This window comes from Parasphingorhabdus sp. NYA22 (assembly GCF_976973735.1).
This window is the reverse complement of sequence record NZ_OZ333477.1, coordinates 637,503-653,456: the sequence shown is the minus strand read 5'-3', so window position 1 is coordinate 653,456 and position 15,954 is coordinate 637,503. Positions and strand designations below refer to the sequence as shown.

Here is a 15,954-nt window from a genome sequence, read left to right as displayed (position 1 = left end):
CTATTTCTCTGCCGCTGCGGCCGGTTTGGCAGCGCCTTTGCGCGAGACCCGCCAGATAATTCCGCCGACATCGTCACTAACCAGCAATGCACCGGTCTGGTCAAAGGCGACCATTGCCGGACGACCGCGAGCCATTTTTTCATCGTCGACAAATCCACTCAGGATCGTTGAAGGCTTGCCTTCCGGCTCGCCGCGCTGGTTGAAATTGACATAGACGACATCATAGCCGGAGAGCGGCTGACGGTTCCACGAACCATGGCGCGCGACGATCGCACCGGAGGCAAATGGCTTGCCCAGCGCCTGGCCATGGGAGAAAGCTAGGCCCAGCGGCGCGACATGCGCGCCCAGGGCATAATCCGGCCGACGTTCATATTGCCGGTGGTCGAGGTTTTTCGGATCGACACGCGGGTCGACATTGCCGCCCCAGAAATGCCAAGGCCAGCCGTAATGCGCACCCCAGCGTACTTCGGTGAGATAGTCCGGCACCATGTCGCTGCCGAGCATGTCGCGCTCGTTGACCACGGCATAGAATTTGTCGGTGCCCGGCAAATAGGCCATGCCCACCGGATTGCGCATGCCATCGGCATAGATGGTCTTCTTGTTGGTCGCGAGTTCAACCCGCAAGATGGCAGCACGCTGTTTTTCGATGTCCATGCCGTTTTCGCCGATATTGCTGTTCGAACCGACGGAGATATAGAGATATTTGCCGTCATCGCTGGCGAGAAGATCGCGGGTCCAGTGATTATTCGGTGCCCTGGCATTCAGATTGGCAACCTTGCGGCCCTCGGCGGTGATTTTCGTATCGCCTTCAACATAGGGATAGGCATAGACTGCGTCGGTATTGGCGACATAGAGCGTGCCATCGATCAGCGCCATGCCGAACGGCGAGTTGAGATTTTCCAGAAAGGCGAATGTCTCGTCAACCTTGCCGTCCTTGTTGCTGTCGCGCAGCAGGCTGATCCGGTTCGCCGATTCGGTTCCCGCTCCGGCCTTGCTCATCAGATTGCGCATGACCCAGCCTTCGATGCCCTTGTTGGTGCGCGGCGGGCTGTTGGTTTCCGCTACCAGCAGATCTCCGTTGGGCAGGCGGAACATGCTGCGCGGGTGATCCAGTCCCTCGGCGAAGCGCTCTACCACAAGGCCTTCGGCTGCAACCGGGCCCTCGCCCTCGCCCCAGGGCTCTGCTTTTGCAATATTGATGGTCGGGAATTTTTCCGTACGGACACTGGTCAGATCCGGTTCCACGCCGGTGGTCGCCTCGAGTGGCAAGCGGGCGGTATCGCCACGGGTGAAATAATATCCTGCGCCGACCCCGAGGACGATAAGCAGAATTGCGATATTTCTAATATGTTTCAGCATGAACCGATAATAGGTGGCGTGAATCGTCCTGACAAGCGCGGTCTGAAATGCTCAGCGGCCTTTCCACCAGATCAGCAGCGCCGCCAGCACGCCAAGCGCCAGCCCGGCCAGTAAACCGGCAGACGGCTGCCCCATATAGCCGCCAACAAAAGCGCCGACAATCGCGCCAATCGCAATGAAGACACCGCCGCCATTGCGATTTTTCGAACCATCGCCGGAAGAATTGGAAGCATGTTCTGAGTTTTCAGGATTCATGACCGGAGCCCTAAACCACAACAGAGCGCATGACCAGAGCTTCCCAACGAACTTATGATTAACATTCTGGTAACCCTAGCTTTTGAAGATATTTCCACCGGTCCACAGTAGAAGTCACGGTCAGGTTGGAGGCGAAGAAGCCTCCGGCAACAGGAGCCATTAATGCAATTACCCGTATTCATTGACTCCACCCATTACAGCGATGCCGAACGGCTGATCACCAACTATGGCGAGGAAGCCGGTCTGGAAGCAGCCAATCGCGCCGACAAGAGCCGGTCGCTGGGCAACCATCTTCATTATTGCAAATGGCGGCAAGTCGAACGGCTGTGCATCTTGCTGTCAATCGACCAGTCGGTCGGCACCGTGCACTAGGCGCTATCGATCGGGGTTGCAGACGATACTGGCAGCCCCGTCTGTTCTGACCGTGCAATTGGGCCTTCCGGCAATATTGATTCGGCCGGTGCCATTATTGGTTATAATCGCCTCCCGCGTCACCTCCATCTGGCTGCTTGCCGGGCCGCGCTGGATGAGCGTGAGTTTTTCGACAGTCAGCTCCGGGCTTTCAAACATGCTGGCCCCTTGCAGTTCGACCCGCGCGTCACGAACCTTGCCAGCCATGGTTACCTGACCACCGCCGGTCATTGCCAAATCCAGCCGGTCCGCATCAACCGCATCAATTTGCAATGTGCCAAAGCCGCCGAGCCGAACGCGCGGGGTGCGGCCGGATAATTTGTCGAGCGTCACCCGGCCTGATCCGAGATGCGAGATATTGCTGATGGCGTAGCTGCTGAGATATAGGGTGACCGGCCCGTCACCATCATAATTATCACCGTTCAGCGACTTGGGCCGCACCGACACGATCAACTGCTTGCCGTTTTTTTGCAGCGAAACCCGGTCCAGAAGTTCGCGGGTCTCGCCTTCCGCCCGGGCCGACGGGCCTTTGCCCGACGTCAGTATCACGTTAACGCCATTGCCGATCCGGATATCGTCAAAGCCGAACAGGGAGAATTGTCGTTCCGCAGCCTCTGCCACCGCTGGCAGCAGCAAGGCAGCGGCCAGCAGCACTATCGAGAGGAACCTCATGTTGGCCGCGCCTCGCCAAATTCCATCCAGCCGAGCCAGCGCGGCGTCTTCGGTGCATAATGGCCTTCATTTGCCGTTAGCGTATAGCCATTGGCTTCGATCAATTTCGCCACCGGCCGGTGCAGGTGACAACCGCCAGCGATATGTTTCCAGACCGGCTCAATACGCCGCTGCCATTTTTCCGGCCCCTTGTCGGGCGCTCTGCCATGTTCGAGGAACAGGATCTTGCCGCCCGGTTTCAAGACCCGCCGCATTTCCGAAAGCACCTGCTGCCCGTCCTGCACCGAGCAGAGCGTGAAAGTGGTCAGCACCGTGTCGAAGCTGGCATCGGCAAAGGGCATGGCTTCACCGATGCCGTCGCATATCTCCATGTCGAGGCCGCGTTCGCTTGCTTCCTGATGAGTATAGTCTAGCAATTCTGCCGACGGATCGAGACCGGTCAGCTTATTGACCTTCGAACGGTCATAAAATTGCAGATTGATCCCGCCGCCGCAGCCGAGCTCCAGCACATCGCCGTCGGCTTTTGGAACGATCTGGCTGCGGTCTTTCATCACCTCAGGCTGTGAACAAGCATAGCGGATCAGCTTTGGAACCGCATATTTTTCCCATAGATTCGGCATCACCAGCGAATCTGCCACATGTGTGACAGATCGCCAAGCGATTTCAGCCTGATGGCTCCGTGATCAGTCGCAGATAATGTCGCCAGAGCCCATAGACCGCGACTTGCACTGTGCATCGCCGTGGATCCGGACATCACCGGAACCCATGACCTTCGCATCAACCGATCCATCCGAAGACAGCTCGACATCGCCGCTACCGGCGACCGATATGCTGGCGCTGCCGGCGTTGAGATCCTTGCCACTAATATCACCGGAACCGGCGATCGAGATATCGATCGATTCAGCCTTGCCGGCCAGAATCAGATTGCCCGATCCGGCGACCTTGGAATTCAGCGAAGCCGTTTCTACTCTGGCGACGCGGATATTGCCCGAACCGGCTATGCTCAATTTCGTGGACTCGGTGGTCATCGCGTCAATTTCCATATCACCCGAACCAGCCAGCTTGGCACTCCGCAAAGCGGGTGCGCTGATGTAAATCGTCGCGGCACCGCTATCGCCCCAGGACAGACCGTTAGTTTCGCGACCAATCTTGATCTCGTCGCCGGAAATCTTGAAGCGCAATTGCTCGACCGCCTCGTCATCACCCTCGGCCCGGATCGAATAGCCGCTACCGGTGGTGAAGATGATATTGTCGGGACCGGCAAGGGTTATGCCCTCGAACGCACCCGGATCGCTATCGCTTTTACCGATAGGACTACCGTCGGCAAAGCTGCTGCCACCGGTGCTGGACGCGGCATCACCGACGGCGTTGGCGATCGAGCCTTCGCAAGCCGCGAGCGCCAGTAGCGGTACCAAAAACAATATTTTCTTCATCCGTGCCTCCGTTGCTGTATTAACATACTAATACGCCTATGGCCGAAAGAGATCAAATTAAAAATTCGCTTTGTTCCGGACATGAAAAAGGGGCTCGCACATCGCTGTGCCAGCCCCTTTTGAATTTCGACGAACGCCGGAACGTTATCGATTAATCTTCTTTGACTTCATAATATTGCGGCGCAGCAATATTGAGGATTTCGAGAATCTTCGTCAGAGCCGTCGGCTCGTCGGTTTCTTCCATAGCTGCCAGTTCGCGAGCCAGGCGGCTGGATGCCGCTTCGAAAATCTGCCGTTCGGAATAGCTTTGCTCCGGCTGGTCATCGGCGCGGAACAGATCGCGGGTCACTTCGGCAATCGATACCAGATCGCCCGAATTGATCTTCGCTTCATATTCCTGTGCCCGGCGCGACCACATCGACCGCTTGACCTTGGGCTTCGCTTTCAGTGTTTCCATAGCTTCGCGCAACGTTTTGTCCGAGGACAATTTGCGCATTCCGACGCCTTCTGCCTTGTTGGTCGGAACCCGCAAGGTCATCCGTTCTTTTTCAAAACGCAAAACATAAAGCTCGAGTTGCATGCCTGCAATTTCTTCATTTTGCAGTTCGACAACCCGGCCAACGCCATGTTTTGGATAAACAACATAATCGCCCACATCAAAGGACAGCACATTCGCAGCCATAAAAAGCCTTTCTTGGATCAATGGAAAAGAACGCTGCTAACGTTCGAATTTCGTACAACTTGACGAAAAAACCCTTCCGTACATATATTTAACGACCGAACACCACCCGCTTCCTCAGGTGTCCAGCCGCCAAGTGATGTACCTGTAGCAGATTCGTCACAAAAAAGCAATTTATCGTTGCATTGTACAACTGATCTTGTCCGAAAATGCCGGTTTCAGGCATTCGGTGCTTGGCATTTCTTCGTCGCAGTGCAGCAAATTAACTATGACCGAAGGAAAGGCCAGCTAGAGTCCGAAATTAATCGCCCTGCCCAGGTTTCTCGGAGAAGAAGGCTTCGAACTTGCCTTCCATGCCCTTATACTCTTCAGCATCGGCCGGTGGATCGCGGCTAACCGTGATATTCGGCCATTCTTCGGAAAATTTGGTGTTTACCTCGAGCCATTTTTCCAGACCGTCTTCGGTGTCGGGCAGAATCGCCTCGGCCGGGCATTCGGGTTCACAAACACCGCAATCGATGCACTCGCTGGGGTTGATGACCAGCATGTTGTCGCCTTCGTAAAAGCAGTCCACCGGACAAACTTCTACGCAGTCCATATATTTGCATTTGATACAGTCTTCGGTAACAACGTAGGTCATCTGGTCTTAAACTCCCCAATACCAGCCCGCCATTCAGGGCGGCAGATTTGTCCTAGCTATTGCGCAATTTCTGACACGTCAACAGTTGGTTTGGCCGCTATTTCAATTACCAGTCTGTAATATCTCATAACAGGATTGCGCCTGCAAAGCGCTGCTGCGGCGTTGCGGCAGCGCGATGATGCGAATCACATGCACGTCATTGCCCTGCGGGACCGTGAGAATGTCGTCCTGCCGAACCTTGACATGCCCTCTTTCGATCCGCCTGCCGTTCAGCCGGACATGTCCTTTTTCTGCAAGCTTGCGCGCCATCATCCGGTTATGGGCAAAGCGCAGATACCAGAGCAGCTTGTCGATCCGCAGCGCGGGAGGCGCTGCGGGGATGCGATCCGATGCTCTGCCGTTCAAGCCTGCATCCTATTTTTTCATGCTGTCCCGAAGCGCAGCCAGTTCGGCAAAGGCTCCACCTGCGGTAGCGAGCACAGGCTCCGCTTTGCGTTTGACCGGCGCACCTGTACCCTTTTTCTGGTGCTTTTCACGGGGTTTGAACTGGCTCTGGTTCTTCTTGCGCGCCATGCCCTTCCAGCGCCAATATTGCACAGCCGCGTCCGGTTCTTCCGCATCGGGTGTGGCTTCAGCGGGAGCTTTCTCTGCCTCTGCCACTACAGTCTCGCTCGGCTCAGCTTCTGGCGAAACGGACTTTTCCGCAACCGCTTCCGTCTCGGCAGTAGCAGCCTCGGGTGACGCGCTGTCGGTGGCAACTGGCGGCACGACCGGCGCCGGCTGGTCGGTGGTTTTGACAAATCCTGCCAGATCGAGCAGCGCTTCATGGCAGGCCTTCGACAGGCCCAATGATGTCGCCAAAGCCGGGTCTACGGCAAAAACCGCGCCCTGCTTGCGGGCTTCATGGGCCTGTTTCACCAGCCGTTCGACCATGTCTACCCGCACATATTCATCGGTAATCTTGCGAAAACCGAGCCGGGCGGCGTGATCGACAGCCGCGAAATTCCCTTCCTTGAGATGCACGGCATTATCCGGCGCCTGCTCTATCATCGGCTGTGCGTCATAGGCTGAGAACAGGGCAGTCCGCCAGAGCACCGCACCCGGCTTCATCAGCGCGTGATGGAAAATATCGAGCGCGCCAAATACCAGGCCAGCGCGCCGAGCATGGCCGCGCATATCATTGTCCAGGGCGCGGACAGCCTGATCTATTTCGCGCCGCGAGAGAATCCCGCCCGCATCGACAATTTGCGCAAACAGCGCGCGCACCGCCGGCGGGGTTTCCGGCTCGTTGGCCAGCGCGTCAATTTTTACCAGTCCCTGCAGATGCTTGGCCTTCATCGCATCGACCCAGGCCTTGACCCGGTCCATCACCTTCTGGCTGTCCTCGGAGGTCATGTCCTTGATCGAGCGGTCGAACTTGATCTCGGGTTGCAAGAGAGTCTTGCCCTTGGCGAGGACCGCTAGCCGGCTATCGCCCCAGAGAATCGCCGGTTGCCCGGCGGCGTCGGGAACCAGCTCCAGAACGGTGTCCGGTGCCTTGGCAAGAGCGTCTGCATTATCCGTCATAATCCGTCCCAAATATCTTTCTGCCGCGGCCAGCAGCATTTTTCGATCTTCTCTCCGGCTATCGGATGGCACGACAAATTGAAAGCCCTTGAGTGTTCCTATTTCCTGTCCCTCGACCAGGACCTTGCCATCATCATCGACGACGACATCCTGATGCAACATATCTTTGAGCAGACCGCGCATCAACACCCGTGTCCGTTTGTCGACGAAACGCTGGGTCAACTGGCTGTGCATCGCATCGCTCAGCTTGGACTCCAGCGCGCGGGTGCGGTCGATCATTGCTTCCGGCTGCTCCACCCAGCGGGATTTCTGCGCGATATAGCTCCAGCTGCGGGCGGCCGCGATCCGTGCGCCCAGTGTCGCAATATCGCCCTGAACATTTTCGAGTCGCGATATTTCTTGAGCCATTCTGGCGTGGGGAATGCGACCCGATCCGCTGGCGAGATGCGGCCAGAGCGAAGCGACAAAGCGCGCCTGATGATCGGCGCCGACCTTGCGAAAATCGGGAATGCAGGCCGCCTCCCAGAGCAGGCGTATCTTGTCCGGTGACAGGGCATGACCGGCCACGGCCTGATCCTGCGCTAACCGTTTCAACACCGCCAGATCGACCGCTTCCGGTGCCGCGTGCAATCGCCGGCCTTGCGGCGCTTCCTCCAGCGACCGGATCAGCCGGTTGACCGAACCGAAATCCGGTTCGGCATTGCGCCAGTAGAGCCATTCCAGCTTCGGGAAGCGATGCGATTCGAGATTTTCGATATCTTCCGGCTGCAGTTCGTCCGACGTGGCGAGCCCGGTCAGCACCCCGAAACTGCCGTCTTTCTGGTGACGTCCAGCGCGCCCGGCAATCTGCCCGATTTCGGCGAGGGTGAGCTGCCGGCGGCGGCGGCCGTCAAATTTCTTCAGCGCGGCAAAAGCAACATGGGTGACATCGAGATTCAGCCCCATGCCGATCGCATCGGTGGCGACGAGATAGTCGACCTCGCCATCCTGATACATTTTTACCTGTGCATTGCGGGTCTGTGGCGACAAGGACCCCATGACGATCGCCGCGCCGCCATGCTGGCGCCGCAGCATTTCGGCGATCGCGTAGACATCTTCCAGCGAGAAGGCGACAATCGCCGACCGGCGTGGCAGTCGGGATAGCTTGCGCGGTCCGGCATAGCTCAGGGTGGAAAAACGCGGCCGGGTGACAATCTCCGCATCGGGCAGCAATGCCTCGATCAGCGGCCGCAGGCTTTCCGATCCGAGGATCATGGTTTCTTCACGGCCCCGCACGTGCAGCATCCGGTCGGTAAATATATGGCCGCGCTCGGGATCGATGCCGATTTGAGCCTCGTCGATTGCGACAAAGGCAAATTCGCGGTCCATCGGCATGGCTTCTGCGGTGCACAGATACCACTGCGCGTCTTTCGGGATGATTTTTTCTTCGCCGGTGACCAAGGCCACGCGGTTCGCCCCTTTCAGCGCCACCACGCGGTCATAGACTTCCCGTGCCAGCAAGCGCAGCGGAAATCCGATCATCCCGCTGGAATGGGCACACATGCGTTCGATGGCAAGATGGGTTTTGCCGGTGTTGGTCGGGCCGAGGACGGCGACAAGAGACGACTGAGAGAACCGGGACATTATCTGTACAACAGCCGATCAGGCGCGCAGTTGCAAGGGGCTTGAATCAAAAAGCGCAGGTGCGGACCGGATAGCCGTGCTTTTACACGTTTCACCGCATGTAAACCGCCTGCACGGCGGCTTAATTTGACTTTAACCAAGTTCCTGCACAGAGGTTGCTCATATACAGGATGCAAAGTCATGAATTTGCATCACCAAGGGGTTGGTTTGTTCAAGAGTATCGACGATATCGACATGCAAGTTCAGGGGTCTGCAGCCATCGCAGCCAATCCCCTGCCGTCGGCGATCCCCGAAACGATATTTTCCAGGAAAAACCTGGCCGAATGGCGTGAATATCTGTCCGAACTCGACTGGGTGCCCGATCTTGGCGTGGATATCGGCAGCCCGACCTGGTTTCGCGGTCTGGTAACCCTGACCGCCCTGTGCGGCTTTGCAATCAGCTGCCTTCCCGATTTTGGTCCGATTGCCGGACATCGCGCCGATCCGCTGAGCGGCTTTCGCGCCGATCAGGCCCGTTCGCAAATGATCGCGCCGCTGGCTTATGGTTCAGACACCGGCATACGGATGGCGGCAACCGACGCGGTGCGCCCACTGGCAGAAAGCCCGGAACGACCATCAATCGAACTGGTCGCCACGCTCGGTCGCGGCGACAGTCTCCGCCGGGTGCTGCAACGCGCCGGGGTCGCCAGCGACGAAGCCGCGCAGGCCAATGACCTGATCAGCGGTGCGGTTTCGCTCGGCGATATCAAGCCCGGCACCAAGATCGATGTCGTCCTCGGCCGTCGCCCGGCGAAGAACCAGGCGCGACCGCTCGACCAGCTGGCGTTCCGCGCGCGCTTTGACCTCAATCTCGAAATATTGCGCGACGGCAGCCAGCTGAAGCTCAACCGCAAGCCGATCCTGGTCGACGACACGCCGCTGCGGATCAAGGGCACGGTCGGCTCGAGCCTCTATCGCTCTGCTCGCGCCGCGGGTGCTCCGGCCGATGCGGTACAGAAATATCTGCAGGTCATCGGATCCAAAATGTCCGTATCGCGCGATATTCGCAGCACCGACGAATTTGATATCATCCTGTCCTATCGCCGCGCCGAAACCGGCGAGGTCGAAGTCGGCGACTTGATCTATGCCGGCCTCGAACGTGGCGGCAAGGCTCAGGCACAAATGTTGAGATGGCAGAGCGGCGGACGCACCAACTGGTTCGAAGCATCGGGCGTCGGCCAGTCGAACGGCGAACTCGCCCGGCCGACCAACGGACGCATCACCTCCAACTATGGCATGCGCCGCCATCCGATCCTGCGCTACAAGCGCATGCACAGCGGCATGGACTTTGGCGGCGGCTATGGCGCGCCAATTTATGCGGTTACCGACGGCAAGGTGGTTCATGCCGGTCGCAAGGGCGGCTTTGGCAATTATGTCAGATTGCAACATAGCGGCGGCCTGGCTTCCGGCTATGGCCATATGAGCCGGATCGCGGTGAGCAACGGACGCCGCGTGCGCAAGGGCCAGATTATCGGCTATATCGGCTCGACCGGCCTGTCGACCGGCCCCCATCTCCACTACGAACTCTATCGCGGCGGACGCACGATCAATCCCCGTTCGGTGAAATTTGTCGAGCGCGCCCAACTGGGCGGACGGGAGCTGCGCAACTTCAAGGGCGAGCTGCAGAAATTGCAGCGCGTCGAACCGGGCGCTGCTCTAACCACGCTGAAAAGCGCTTCTGCGCACGCCGAACCCGAACGCGAGATCAACCGGCTCAACAAGCCGCTCAAGAGCTAGGCCCGGACCACCCGCCACCAAACAGTTTCACAGAAGAGTTGAGCGCCGCTGCCTGCTCGGCTAAGCCTTTTCCATGACACAACACGCTTCATTCCCGCACACCCGCCTGCGCCGCACGCGCACCCATTCATGGAGCCGGGACATGGTCCGGGAGACGCGTCTGACGCCCTCCGACCTGATCTGGCCGCTGTTCATTACCGAAGGCACAGGCGTGGAAGAGCCGATCGCATCGCTGCCGGGCGTTTCGCGCTGGTCGGTCGACGGTATCGTTGAACGGGCAAAGGAAGCCCGCGATCTCGGCATCCCCTGCCTCGCGCTATTTCCCAACACACCGGCCGAAAAGCGCAGCGATGACGGCAGGGAGGCGCTCAATCCCGACAATCTGATGTGCCGCGCCACCAAAGCGGTGAAAGACGCGCTGGGCGACGAGATCGGCATTCTCACCGATGTCGCGCTCGATCCGTACACCAGCCATGGCCAGGACGGGCTGCTCGATGACAAGGGCTATGTCGCCAATGACCGCACGCTCGACATGCTGACCAAGCAGGCGCTGAATCAGGCCAATGCTGGCGCCGATATCATCGCACCATCCGATATGATGGATGGCCGGGTCGGCGCGATCCGTGATGTGCTCGAACTGGCGCATCACCATAATGTCCAGATCATGGCTTATTCCGCCAAATATGCCAGCGCCTTTTACGGCCCCTTCCGCGACGCCGTGGGATCGGGCGGGCTGCTGAAGGGCGACAAGAAAACCTATCAAATGGATCCGGCCAACAGCGATGAAGCGATTCGCGAGATTGCCTTCGATATTGCCGAGGGCGCCGACAGCGTGATGGTCAAACCCGGCCTAGCCTATCTCGACATCATTTACCGTGCCAAGTCGGAATTCAACATACCGGTCTTCGCCTATCAGGTGTCCGGCGAATATGCGCTGATCAAGGTCGGAGCCGCAGCCGGCGTCGGCGACCATGACGCGTTGATGATGGAAAAGCTGCTCGCGTTCAAGCGGGCAGGATGCTCCGGTATCCTCACCTATTTCGCCGCCGATGCAGCGCGTTTGCTCCATGGCTGATAAAGCCACCGATATTGTTCTGGAAACCGAACGGCTGCTCCTGCGCAAATGGCGCAAAAGCGATATCGAGCCGTTTATGGAGCATCTCAATACCCGCAATGTGATGCGCTGGCTGGGCGGCGTGCAGAGCCGCGAGAAATTCGACGCCGCGATGGCGCGGCTCGAAGGCTATGACCGCGATTTCGGTCACACATTCTGGATTGTCGAGCGCAAGTCTGACGGAGAAATTCTGGGATTTTGCGGCCTCAAGCGAGTCAATGCGCCGCAGCCGAAACTGACCGGTGCCCATGAAATCGGCTGGCGCTTGCGCGAAGATGCCTGGGGCCATGGCTATGCCAAGGAAGCCGCAACGGCCTGCATGGACGCAGCGTTCAGCCGCTGGAACGCGCCCTATGTCGTAGCGCTGACCGTCGCCGGCAACGAACCAAGCTGGGGCCTGATGAAACGACTCGGTATGCGCCACCATCCCGAGCTGGATTTTCACGACCCCAATTATAGCGAAGATCTGAACCCGACCATTGTTTATAAAATCGAAGCTGATGTCTGGAATTCCAAAGCATGACCAATCCTCTCATTCTGCCGTTCAACGGCAAAAGCCCTAAAATCCATCCCAGCGCCTTTATCGCGCCCGGCTGCAAGATCATCGGCGATGTCGAAATCGGCCCCGAATCGAGCGTCTGGTATAATTGCGTGATTCGCGCCGATGTGAATTTCATCCGGATCGGCGCGCGCAGCAATATCCAGGATGGCACCACCATCCATTGCGACAGCGCCACACCGGCGACGCCCAATGGCAATCCGACAATCATCGGCGATGATGTGCTGGTCGGTCATATGGTGATGCTGCACGGCGCAACGCTGGAAGACCGGGCCTTTGTCGGCCTGAGCACGACGGTCATGGACGGCTGCGTGATCGAGGGCGATGCGATGCTCGCCGCCGGCGCGACCCTGACCCCGAACAAGCGCATTCCGTCCGGGCAGCTATGGGCGGGTTCGCCAGCCAAATATATGCGCGACCTGACCGAACCGGCAATCGCCGGCATGCGGATGGGCGTGGCCCATTATGTCGAAAATGCCAAGGCGCACAAAGCAGCGATCGACGCGCTAGCCTAGCGCAGCCGGTTCTTCATCGCCTCGATATCAGCCTGCTGCCGGTCGACTTGCGCCTGGACCGAGTCGCGCTGCGTGGCGATGATGGTGGTGCCTCCTGATTCGTCTTCGGCCGTCTCGCGTTCGAGCTGCTCTCGGTAAAGCGAATCGATATCGGCCAGCGCCTCGACCGAAGGACTGCGCTGTATCTCGAGCGCCGCCAGTTCCATATGCGCCACAACCCAGGCTTCGCTCGACTCCGCCGAGCCGCGGGCCGCATCCACCAGCTTTTTGACGGCCGGAAGTCTGGCCCGGTATTTTGCATCCGCAGCGCTGCTGCTCGCCACCGCGGCGCCCAGCCTGGACTGCAAATCCGCTGGCAGCGAAGAAATGGCGGTAGCGGGGGCAGCCGCGTCGTCCGTCACCGATTCGCGTTCATAGGGACGCTCGAGAAGCGACGGAAAATCGCCTTGCTGCATCGCGCAACCGGACAGTGTAACTGTGATAATCGTCACCAAAGCGGAGAGTTTTTTCATTGCCCTGTCTTTACGAGAGGGTTATCCGGTCTGCAACGGCGAATCTCCAAACTGGAAGCGGGGCATTGTCGGACCGCCTTGAATAGCCCAAAATTGCCTTAAGCTGGTTGACAGTGCCAGTTCCATCGGTTAGCTGCCCACTCTTTCCAGCGTGAGCCGAAAGACTCGCGTTAACGGCCTTGTGCGCTGGAACCATAAATTTGAAACGGAAAAATAGCCATGTTCGCAATTGTGCGCACCGGCGGCAAACAATATCGGGTTGCCGCAGGAGATATTATCGCAGTCGAAAAACTAGCTGGTGAAGCTGGTGATTCGATAACCTTGGATGACGTTTTGCTTGCCGGTGACGGCGACGACATAAAGGACGTCAAGGGTCTGACCGTTGCGGCCGAGATCATCGCCCAGGAAAAAGGCGAGAAGGTCATCATCTTCAAAAAGCGCCGCCGGCATAACTATCGTCGGAAAAACGGCCATCGCCAGCAACACACGGTGCTGAAGATCAGCGCCGTTGGTTCTGACAAGGCGCCAAAGAAAGCCGCTCCCAAGAAGGAAGCTGCTCCAGCCGAAGAAAAGCCGGCCGCGAAAGCCAAGGCTGCTCCAGCTGAAAAGGCTCCGGCCGAAAAAGCGCCAGCGAAAAAAGCTGCTGCGAAAACCGAAACCAAGCCAGCTGCTGCCAAGAAGGCTCCAGCTAAGAAGCCAGCAGCCAAAAAGCCGGCTGCGAAGAAAGAGGACTAAACCATGGCACATAAAAAAGCAGGTGGTTCATCCCGCAACGGACGCGACTCAGCAGGTCGTCGTCTGGGCGTAAAGAAATTTGGCAGCGAAGCTGTTGTCGCCGGTAACATTATCATCCGCCAGCGCGGAACGCAGACTCATGCGGGTCGCAATGTCGGTATGGGCAAGGACCACACATTGTTCGCGCTCGTCGACGGCAAGGTGGAATTCCACAAGGGCAAGCTCGGCCGCAAATATGTGTCCGTCGACCTCATGGCAGAAGCCGCAGAATAACCGGATAATCGATAAAGGGTTATCCTCCAGCAGGATGACCCGGTAGGTTCGACAGAACCACCAATTTCAGGGAGAGGGTCATCCTCTCCCTTTTTTTGTCTCTCCCTGTCATAACGTCACGATCTTGTAACGGGTCCGCTCTAGCGGACTAATCATTCAAGTCGGGGGCGTCGCGAATATGATGATGGAGAGTCCCGATGTTTGCCATAACACCAAGATTGCTTCTACGGCCCGGCTGGCCCGAGGATGCCGACGCCTTATTCAATGCAATCAATGATGAAGCGATCATCCGCAACCTTGCGAGCGCTCCATGGCCCTATAGACGCGATGACGCCGAACAATTTCTCGTCAGTCCGCGCCCCGTGGTTCATCCCAATTTTCTGATCTTTCGCCGCAATGGCCAGACTCCCCTGTTGCTGGGCTGCATGGGGTTTGACGACAAAGGCGAAGGGGTTCTGGAACTGGGCTACTGGATTGCCCGCGGTCACTGGGGCCACGGTTACGCGACCGAGGCTGGTCGGGCGGTGCTCGACATTGCCCGGACGCTGGGCCACCCGGAAATCAGGGCCGAGCATTTCGCCGACAATCCCGCTTCGGGTAAAGTGTTGAGGAAACTGGGCTTCAGGCCGACCGGCCGGTCCGCTCCCCGCTTTTCAAAGGGCAGAGGGGGGAAAACCGACGCGGTTCAGTTCACCCTTTCCCTGTCGGAAGATGATTCGGCAGATGGAATCATGCGAGACCTCGCCGCGTAAAGATAGCCTCAGGCGACTTTCTTCAGACGGCCTGCGCGGGGTCGGCCCTTGATCGGCGTGACCTTCGCCGAGCCTGCCGCTTCATCCATGATCGCCGCTTCATATTCGCTCTCGGCCAGCCGGATGAGAGGCCGGTCGTCGATATCCCACGGGTGGAAACCCGGTTTGAAAAACTGCAGCAGCGGCCACAAGGTCCGCCGGAACGGCGCATCGCCGAGAAATGCATAATGGACCAGCCCGAACCATGCGCGTGGTCCCGAAATACCGTCCTGGCGCAGCAGATCCAGAACGCCTTTGGCCCGGTTCTTGGTAAAACCCAGCGTGATTTTGGCCATGAAGCTGCAGCGGACAAGCCAGCATTTCAGAGGATTCCAGTCCCTGGTCACATGCAGCCAGGTATCAAAGGCGACACCCTTATGCTCAACTTCTTCCGAAGCATGCCATAGCCAGAGTTTGCGCTGGTGCTCGTCGGCATGTTCAAAATGTTTCGGGTTGGCAATCACTTCTGCGGCCAGAATCGCGGTAATATGCTCGATACACATGGTCGCGACGAGATGCGCGATTTCCGGCTTGGTCCGAATCGTGTTGACCACTCCGCAAATCGCCTGTTCCAGCCGGGTAATATCGAAATCACAGTCTTTCAGATGCTCGTTGAAGCAATGATGTTCACGGCTGTGGATCGCTTCCTGCTGGATGAAGGCACGGATTTCCTGCTGCAATTTCGGCGGCACGCGCTTACGAAATTTTTTGATCGATTCGATGAAAAATGTCTCACCTTCCGGAAAGGTCACCGACAGCGCATTGAAAAAGGCGGACGCATAAGGATCGCCACCGACCCAGCGGCGCCGGCGGATCACGGCGCTGGAAAAATTCCGGTTGCGGGGGTGGATATGAAGATCGGAGGGCGTCGCGCTTTTCTTCTGCGCCTTAAATTTGGCCGCTGCATGAGCGAGTGGTGGAGCGATGTCCATATCTGGCTATGTACCTCCCAGTACCCTGATAAAAGTGTGCGATCAACTTTTGGTTAAGCGCTGCTTAGACAAGGAAGGTTAAGGTTCGGCATCCCAGGATGCTTTACAG

19 protein-coding genes are annotated in these 15,954 nt (G+C 58.0%); 8 read left to right on the top strand and 11 right to left on the bottom strand.

The annotated features are described in order from the left end of the window. Both ACWFTY_RS03185 and ACWFTY_RS03180 read right to left on the bottom strand, forming a co-directional pair. Complete coding sequence (locus tag ACWFTY_RS03185; protein ID WP_447525951.1) at nucleotides 1–1,359, bottom strand: PQQ-dependent sugar dehydrogenase; 1,359 nt, start codon at nucleotides 1,357–1,359, stop codon at nucleotides 1–3. 51 nt (nucleotides 1,360–1,410) lie between these two features. After that, entirely contained in the window at nucleotides 1,411–1,614 is a 204-nt protein-coding gene (locus tag ACWFTY_RS03180) for a hypothetical protein (RefSeq protein ID WP_447525950.1), read from the bottom strand. Nucleotides 1,615–1,776: 162 nt separating this feature from the next. Between ACWFTY_RS03180 and ACWFTY_RS03175 the strand changes: the two genes are divergently transcribed. Further along, nucleotides 1,777–1,986, top strand: a complete 210-nt coding sequence (locus tag ACWFTY_RS03175) for a hypothetical protein (RefSeq protein WP_447525949.1) — start codon at nucleotides 1,777–1,779, stop codon at nucleotides 1,984–1,986. 3 nt (nucleotides 1,987–1,989) lie between these two features. Here ACWFTY_RS03175 and ACWFTY_RS03170 read toward each other — a convergent pair whose 3' ends face one another. From ACWFTY_RS03170 to ACWFTY_RS03140, 7 genes are all read right to left on the bottom strand, one after another. Further along, the gene (locus ACWFTY_RS03170; protein ID WP_447525948.1) at nucleotides 1,990–2,697 is read right to left on the bottom strand and encodes a GIN domain-containing protein; all 708 of its coding nucleotides are present in this window, start codon (nucleotides 2,695–2,697) and stop codon (nucleotides 1,990–1,992) included. Then, on the bottom strand, nucleotides 2,694–3,335 hold the full coding sequence (locus tag ACWFTY_RS03165) for a class I SAM-dependent methyltransferase (RefSeq protein WP_447525947.1): 642 nt from the start codon (nucleotides 3,333–3,335) through the stop codon (nucleotides 2,694–2,696). Before ACWFTY_RS03165 ends, ACWFTY_RS03170 begins: the two co-directional genes overlap by 4 nt. Before the next feature lie 45 nt (nucleotides 3,336–3,380). Beyond that, nucleotides 3,381–4,130, bottom strand: a complete 750-nt coding sequence (locus ACWFTY_RS03160; RefSeq protein ID WP_447525946.1) for a head GIN domain-containing protein — start codon at nucleotides 4,128–4,130, stop codon at nucleotides 3,381–3,383. 151 nt (nucleotides 4,131–4,281) lie between these two features. Beyond that, a complete protein-coding gene (locus ACWFTY_RS03155) occupies nucleotides 4,282–4,812 on the bottom strand; it encodes a CarD family transcriptional regulator (RefSeq protein WP_339825391.1) in 531 nt (176 codons plus the stop codon). Nucleotides 4,813–5,110: 298 nt separating this feature from the next. Further along, complete coding sequence (gene fdxA / locus ACWFTY_RS03150) at nucleotides 5,111–5,449, bottom strand: ferredoxin FdxA (RefSeq protein ID WP_447525945.1); 339 nt, start codon at nucleotides 5,447–5,449, stop codon at nucleotides 5,111–5,113. A 102-nt stretch (nucleotides 5,450–5,551) separates the two neighbouring features. Beyond that, entirely contained in the window at nucleotides 5,552–5,854 is a 303-nt protein-coding gene (locus tag ACWFTY_RS03145) for an RNA-binding S4 domain-containing protein (protein WP_447525944.1), read from the bottom strand. A gap of 9 nt (nucleotides 5,855–5,863) precedes the next feature. After that, nucleotides 5,864–8,638, bottom strand: coding sequence for a helicase-related protein (locus ACWFTY_RS03140; protein WP_447525943.1), 2,775 nt, complete (start codon nucleotides 8,636–8,638; stop codon nucleotides 5,864–5,866). 180 nt (nucleotides 8,639–8,818) lie between these two features. Here ACWFTY_RS03140 and ACWFTY_RS03135 point away from each other — a divergent pair, with 180 nt between their 5' ends. The 4 genes from ACWFTY_RS03135 to ACWFTY_RS03120 all read left to right on the top strand — a co-directional run bounded on the left by ACWFTY_RS03135 (nucleotide 8,819) and on the right by ACWFTY_RS03120 (nucleotide 12,602). Further along, complete coding sequence (locus ACWFTY_RS03135; protein WP_447525942.1) at nucleotides 8,819–10,414, top strand: M23 family metallopeptidase; 1,596 nt, start codon at nucleotides 8,819–8,821, stop codon at nucleotides 10,412–10,414. Nucleotides 10,415–10,487: 73 nt separating this feature from the next. Beyond that, nucleotides 10,488–11,489: a porphobilinogen synthase gene (gene hemB / locus ACWFTY_RS03130; protein ID WP_447525941.1), complete on the top strand. Its 1,002-nt coding sequence runs from the start codon at nucleotides 10,488–10,490 to the stop codon at nucleotides 11,487–11,489. After that, nucleotides 11,482–12,051 carry a GNAT family N-acetyltransferase gene (locus ACWFTY_RS03125; RefSeq protein ID WP_447525940.1) on the top strand — a complete coding sequence of 190 codons (570 nt, stop codon included), beginning with the start codon at nucleotides 11,482–11,484 and terminating at the stop codon, nucleotides 12,049–12,051. The genes hemB and ACWFTY_RS03125 overlap by 8 nt, the downstream gene beginning before the upstream one ends. Next, nucleotides 12,048–12,602, top strand: coding sequence for a gamma carbonic anhydrase family protein (locus ACWFTY_RS03120; protein ID WP_447525939.1), 555 nt, complete (start codon nucleotides 12,048–12,050; stop codon nucleotides 12,600–12,602). Before ACWFTY_RS03125 ends, ACWFTY_RS03120 begins: the two co-directional genes overlap by 4 nt. Here the strand turns inward: ACWFTY_RS03120 and ACWFTY_RS03115 are convergent. Continuing rightward, on the bottom strand, nucleotides 12,599–13,114 hold the full coding sequence (locus tag ACWFTY_RS03115; protein ID WP_447525938.1) for a hypothetical protein: 516 nt from the start codon (nucleotides 13,112–13,114) through the stop codon (nucleotides 12,599–12,601). The genes ACWFTY_RS03120 and ACWFTY_RS03115 overlap by 4 nt on opposite strands. Before the next feature lie 219 nt (nucleotides 13,115–13,333). Between ACWFTY_RS03115 and rplU the strand changes: the two genes are divergently transcribed. The 3 genes from rplU (at nucleotide 13,334) to ACWFTY_RS03100 (ending at nucleotide 14,874) form a co-directional block, all read left to right on the top strand. Beyond that, on the top strand, nucleotides 13,334–13,849 hold the full coding sequence (gene rplU, locus ACWFTY_RS03110) for a 50S ribosomal protein L21 (protein WP_447525937.1): 516 nt from the start codon (nucleotides 13,334–13,336) through the stop codon (nucleotides 13,847–13,849). A 3-nt stretch (nucleotides 13,850–13,852) separates the two neighbouring features. Next, nucleotides 13,853–14,122, top strand: coding sequence for a 50S ribosomal protein L27 (gene rpmA, locus ACWFTY_RS03105; RefSeq protein WP_067197476.1), 270 nt, complete (start codon nucleotides 13,853–13,855; stop codon nucleotides 14,120–14,122). A gap of 197 nt (nucleotides 14,123–14,319) precedes the next feature. Next, the gene (locus ACWFTY_RS03100; RefSeq protein WP_447525936.1) at nucleotides 14,320–14,874 is read left to right on the top strand and encodes a GNAT family N-acetyltransferase; all 555 of its coding nucleotides are present in this window, start codon (nucleotides 14,320–14,322) and stop codon (nucleotides 14,872–14,874) included. Between the two features lie 8 nt (nucleotides 14,875–14,882). On the opposite strand, the gene ACWFTY_RS03095 is transcribed toward ACWFTY_RS03100, so the two are convergent. After that, nucleotides 14,883–15,845, bottom strand: coding sequence for a metal-dependent hydrolase (locus tag ACWFTY_RS03095; protein ID WP_447525935.1), 963 nt, complete (start codon nucleotides 15,843–15,845; stop codon nucleotides 14,883–14,885). Nucleotides 15,846–15,954: the final 109 nt, after the last annotated feature.

What these genes read in the sequence shown, in the direction of transcription:
- ACWFTY_RS03180 (WP_447525950.1), bottom strand. Translation starts at nt 1,614, where the DNA reads ATGAATCCTGAAAACTCAGAACATGCTTCCAATTCTTCCGGCGATGGT.
- ACWFTY_RS03160 (WP_447525946.1), bottom strand. Translation starts at nt 4,130, where the DNA reads ATGAAGAAAATATTGTTTTTGGTACCGCTACTGGCGCTCGCGGCTTGC.
- hemB (WP_447525941.1), top strand. Translation starts at nt 10,488, where the DNA reads ATGACACAACACGCTTCATTCCCGCACACCCGCCTGCGCCGCACGCGC.
- ACWFTY_RS03095 (WP_447525935.1), bottom strand. Translation starts at nt 15,845, where the DNA reads ATGGACATCGCTCCACCACTCGCTCATGCAGCGGCCAAATTTAAGGCG.
- ACWFTY_RS03120 (WP_447525939.1), top strand. Translation starts at nt 12,048, where the DNA reads ATGACCAATCCTCTCATTCTGCCGTTCAACGGCAAAAGCCCTAAAATC.
- rpmA (WP_067197476.1), top strand. Translation starts at nt 13,853, where the DNA reads ATGGCACATAAAAAAGCAGGTGGTTCATCCCGCAACGGACGCGACTCA.
- ACWFTY_RS03125 (WP_447525940.1), top strand. Translation starts at nt 11,482, where the DNA reads ATGGCTGATAAAGCCACCGATATTGTTCTGGAAACCGAACGGCTGCTC.
- ACWFTY_RS03135 (WP_447525942.1), top strand. Translation starts at nt 8,819, where the DNA reads ATGAATTTGCATCACCAAGGGGTTGGTTTGTTCAAGAGTATCGACGAT.
- ACWFTY_RS03100 (WP_447525936.1), top strand. Translation starts at nt 14,320, where the DNA reads ATGTTTGCCATAACACCAAGATTGCTTCTACGGCCCGGCTGGCCCGAG.
- fdxA (WP_447525945.1), bottom strand. Translation starts at nt 5,449, where the DNA reads ATGACCTACGTTGTTACCGAAGACTGTATCAAATGCAAATATATGGAC.
- ACWFTY_RS03140 (WP_447525943.1), bottom strand. Translation starts at nt 8,638, where the DNA reads ATGTCCCGGTTCTCTCAGTCGTCTCTTGTCGCCGTCCTCGGCCCGACC.
- ACWFTY_RS03170 (WP_447525948.1), bottom strand. Translation starts at nt 2,697, where the DNA reads ATGAGGTTCCTCTCGATAGTGCTGCTGGCCGCTGCCTTGCTGCTGCCA.
- ACWFTY_RS03155 (WP_339825391.1), bottom strand. Translation starts at nt 4,812, where the DNA reads ATGGCTGCGAATGTGCTGTCCTTTGATGTGGGCGATTATGTTGTTTAT.
- rplU (WP_447525937.1), top strand. Translation starts at nt 13,334, where the DNA reads ATGTTCGCAATTGTGCGCACCGGCGGCAAACAATATCGGGTTGCCGCA.
- ACWFTY_RS03185 (WP_447525951.1), bottom strand. Translation starts at nt 1,359, where the DNA reads ATGCTGAAACATATTAGAAATATCGCAATTCTGCTTATCGTCCTCGGG.
- ACWFTY_RS03115 (WP_447525938.1), bottom strand. Translation starts at nt 13,114, where the DNA reads ATGAAAAAACTCTCCGCTTTGGTGACGATTATCACAGTTACACTGTCC.
- ACWFTY_RS03175 (WP_447525949.1), top strand. Translation starts at nt 1,777, where the DNA reads ATGCAATTACCCGTATTCATTGACTCCACCCATTACAGCGATGCCGAA.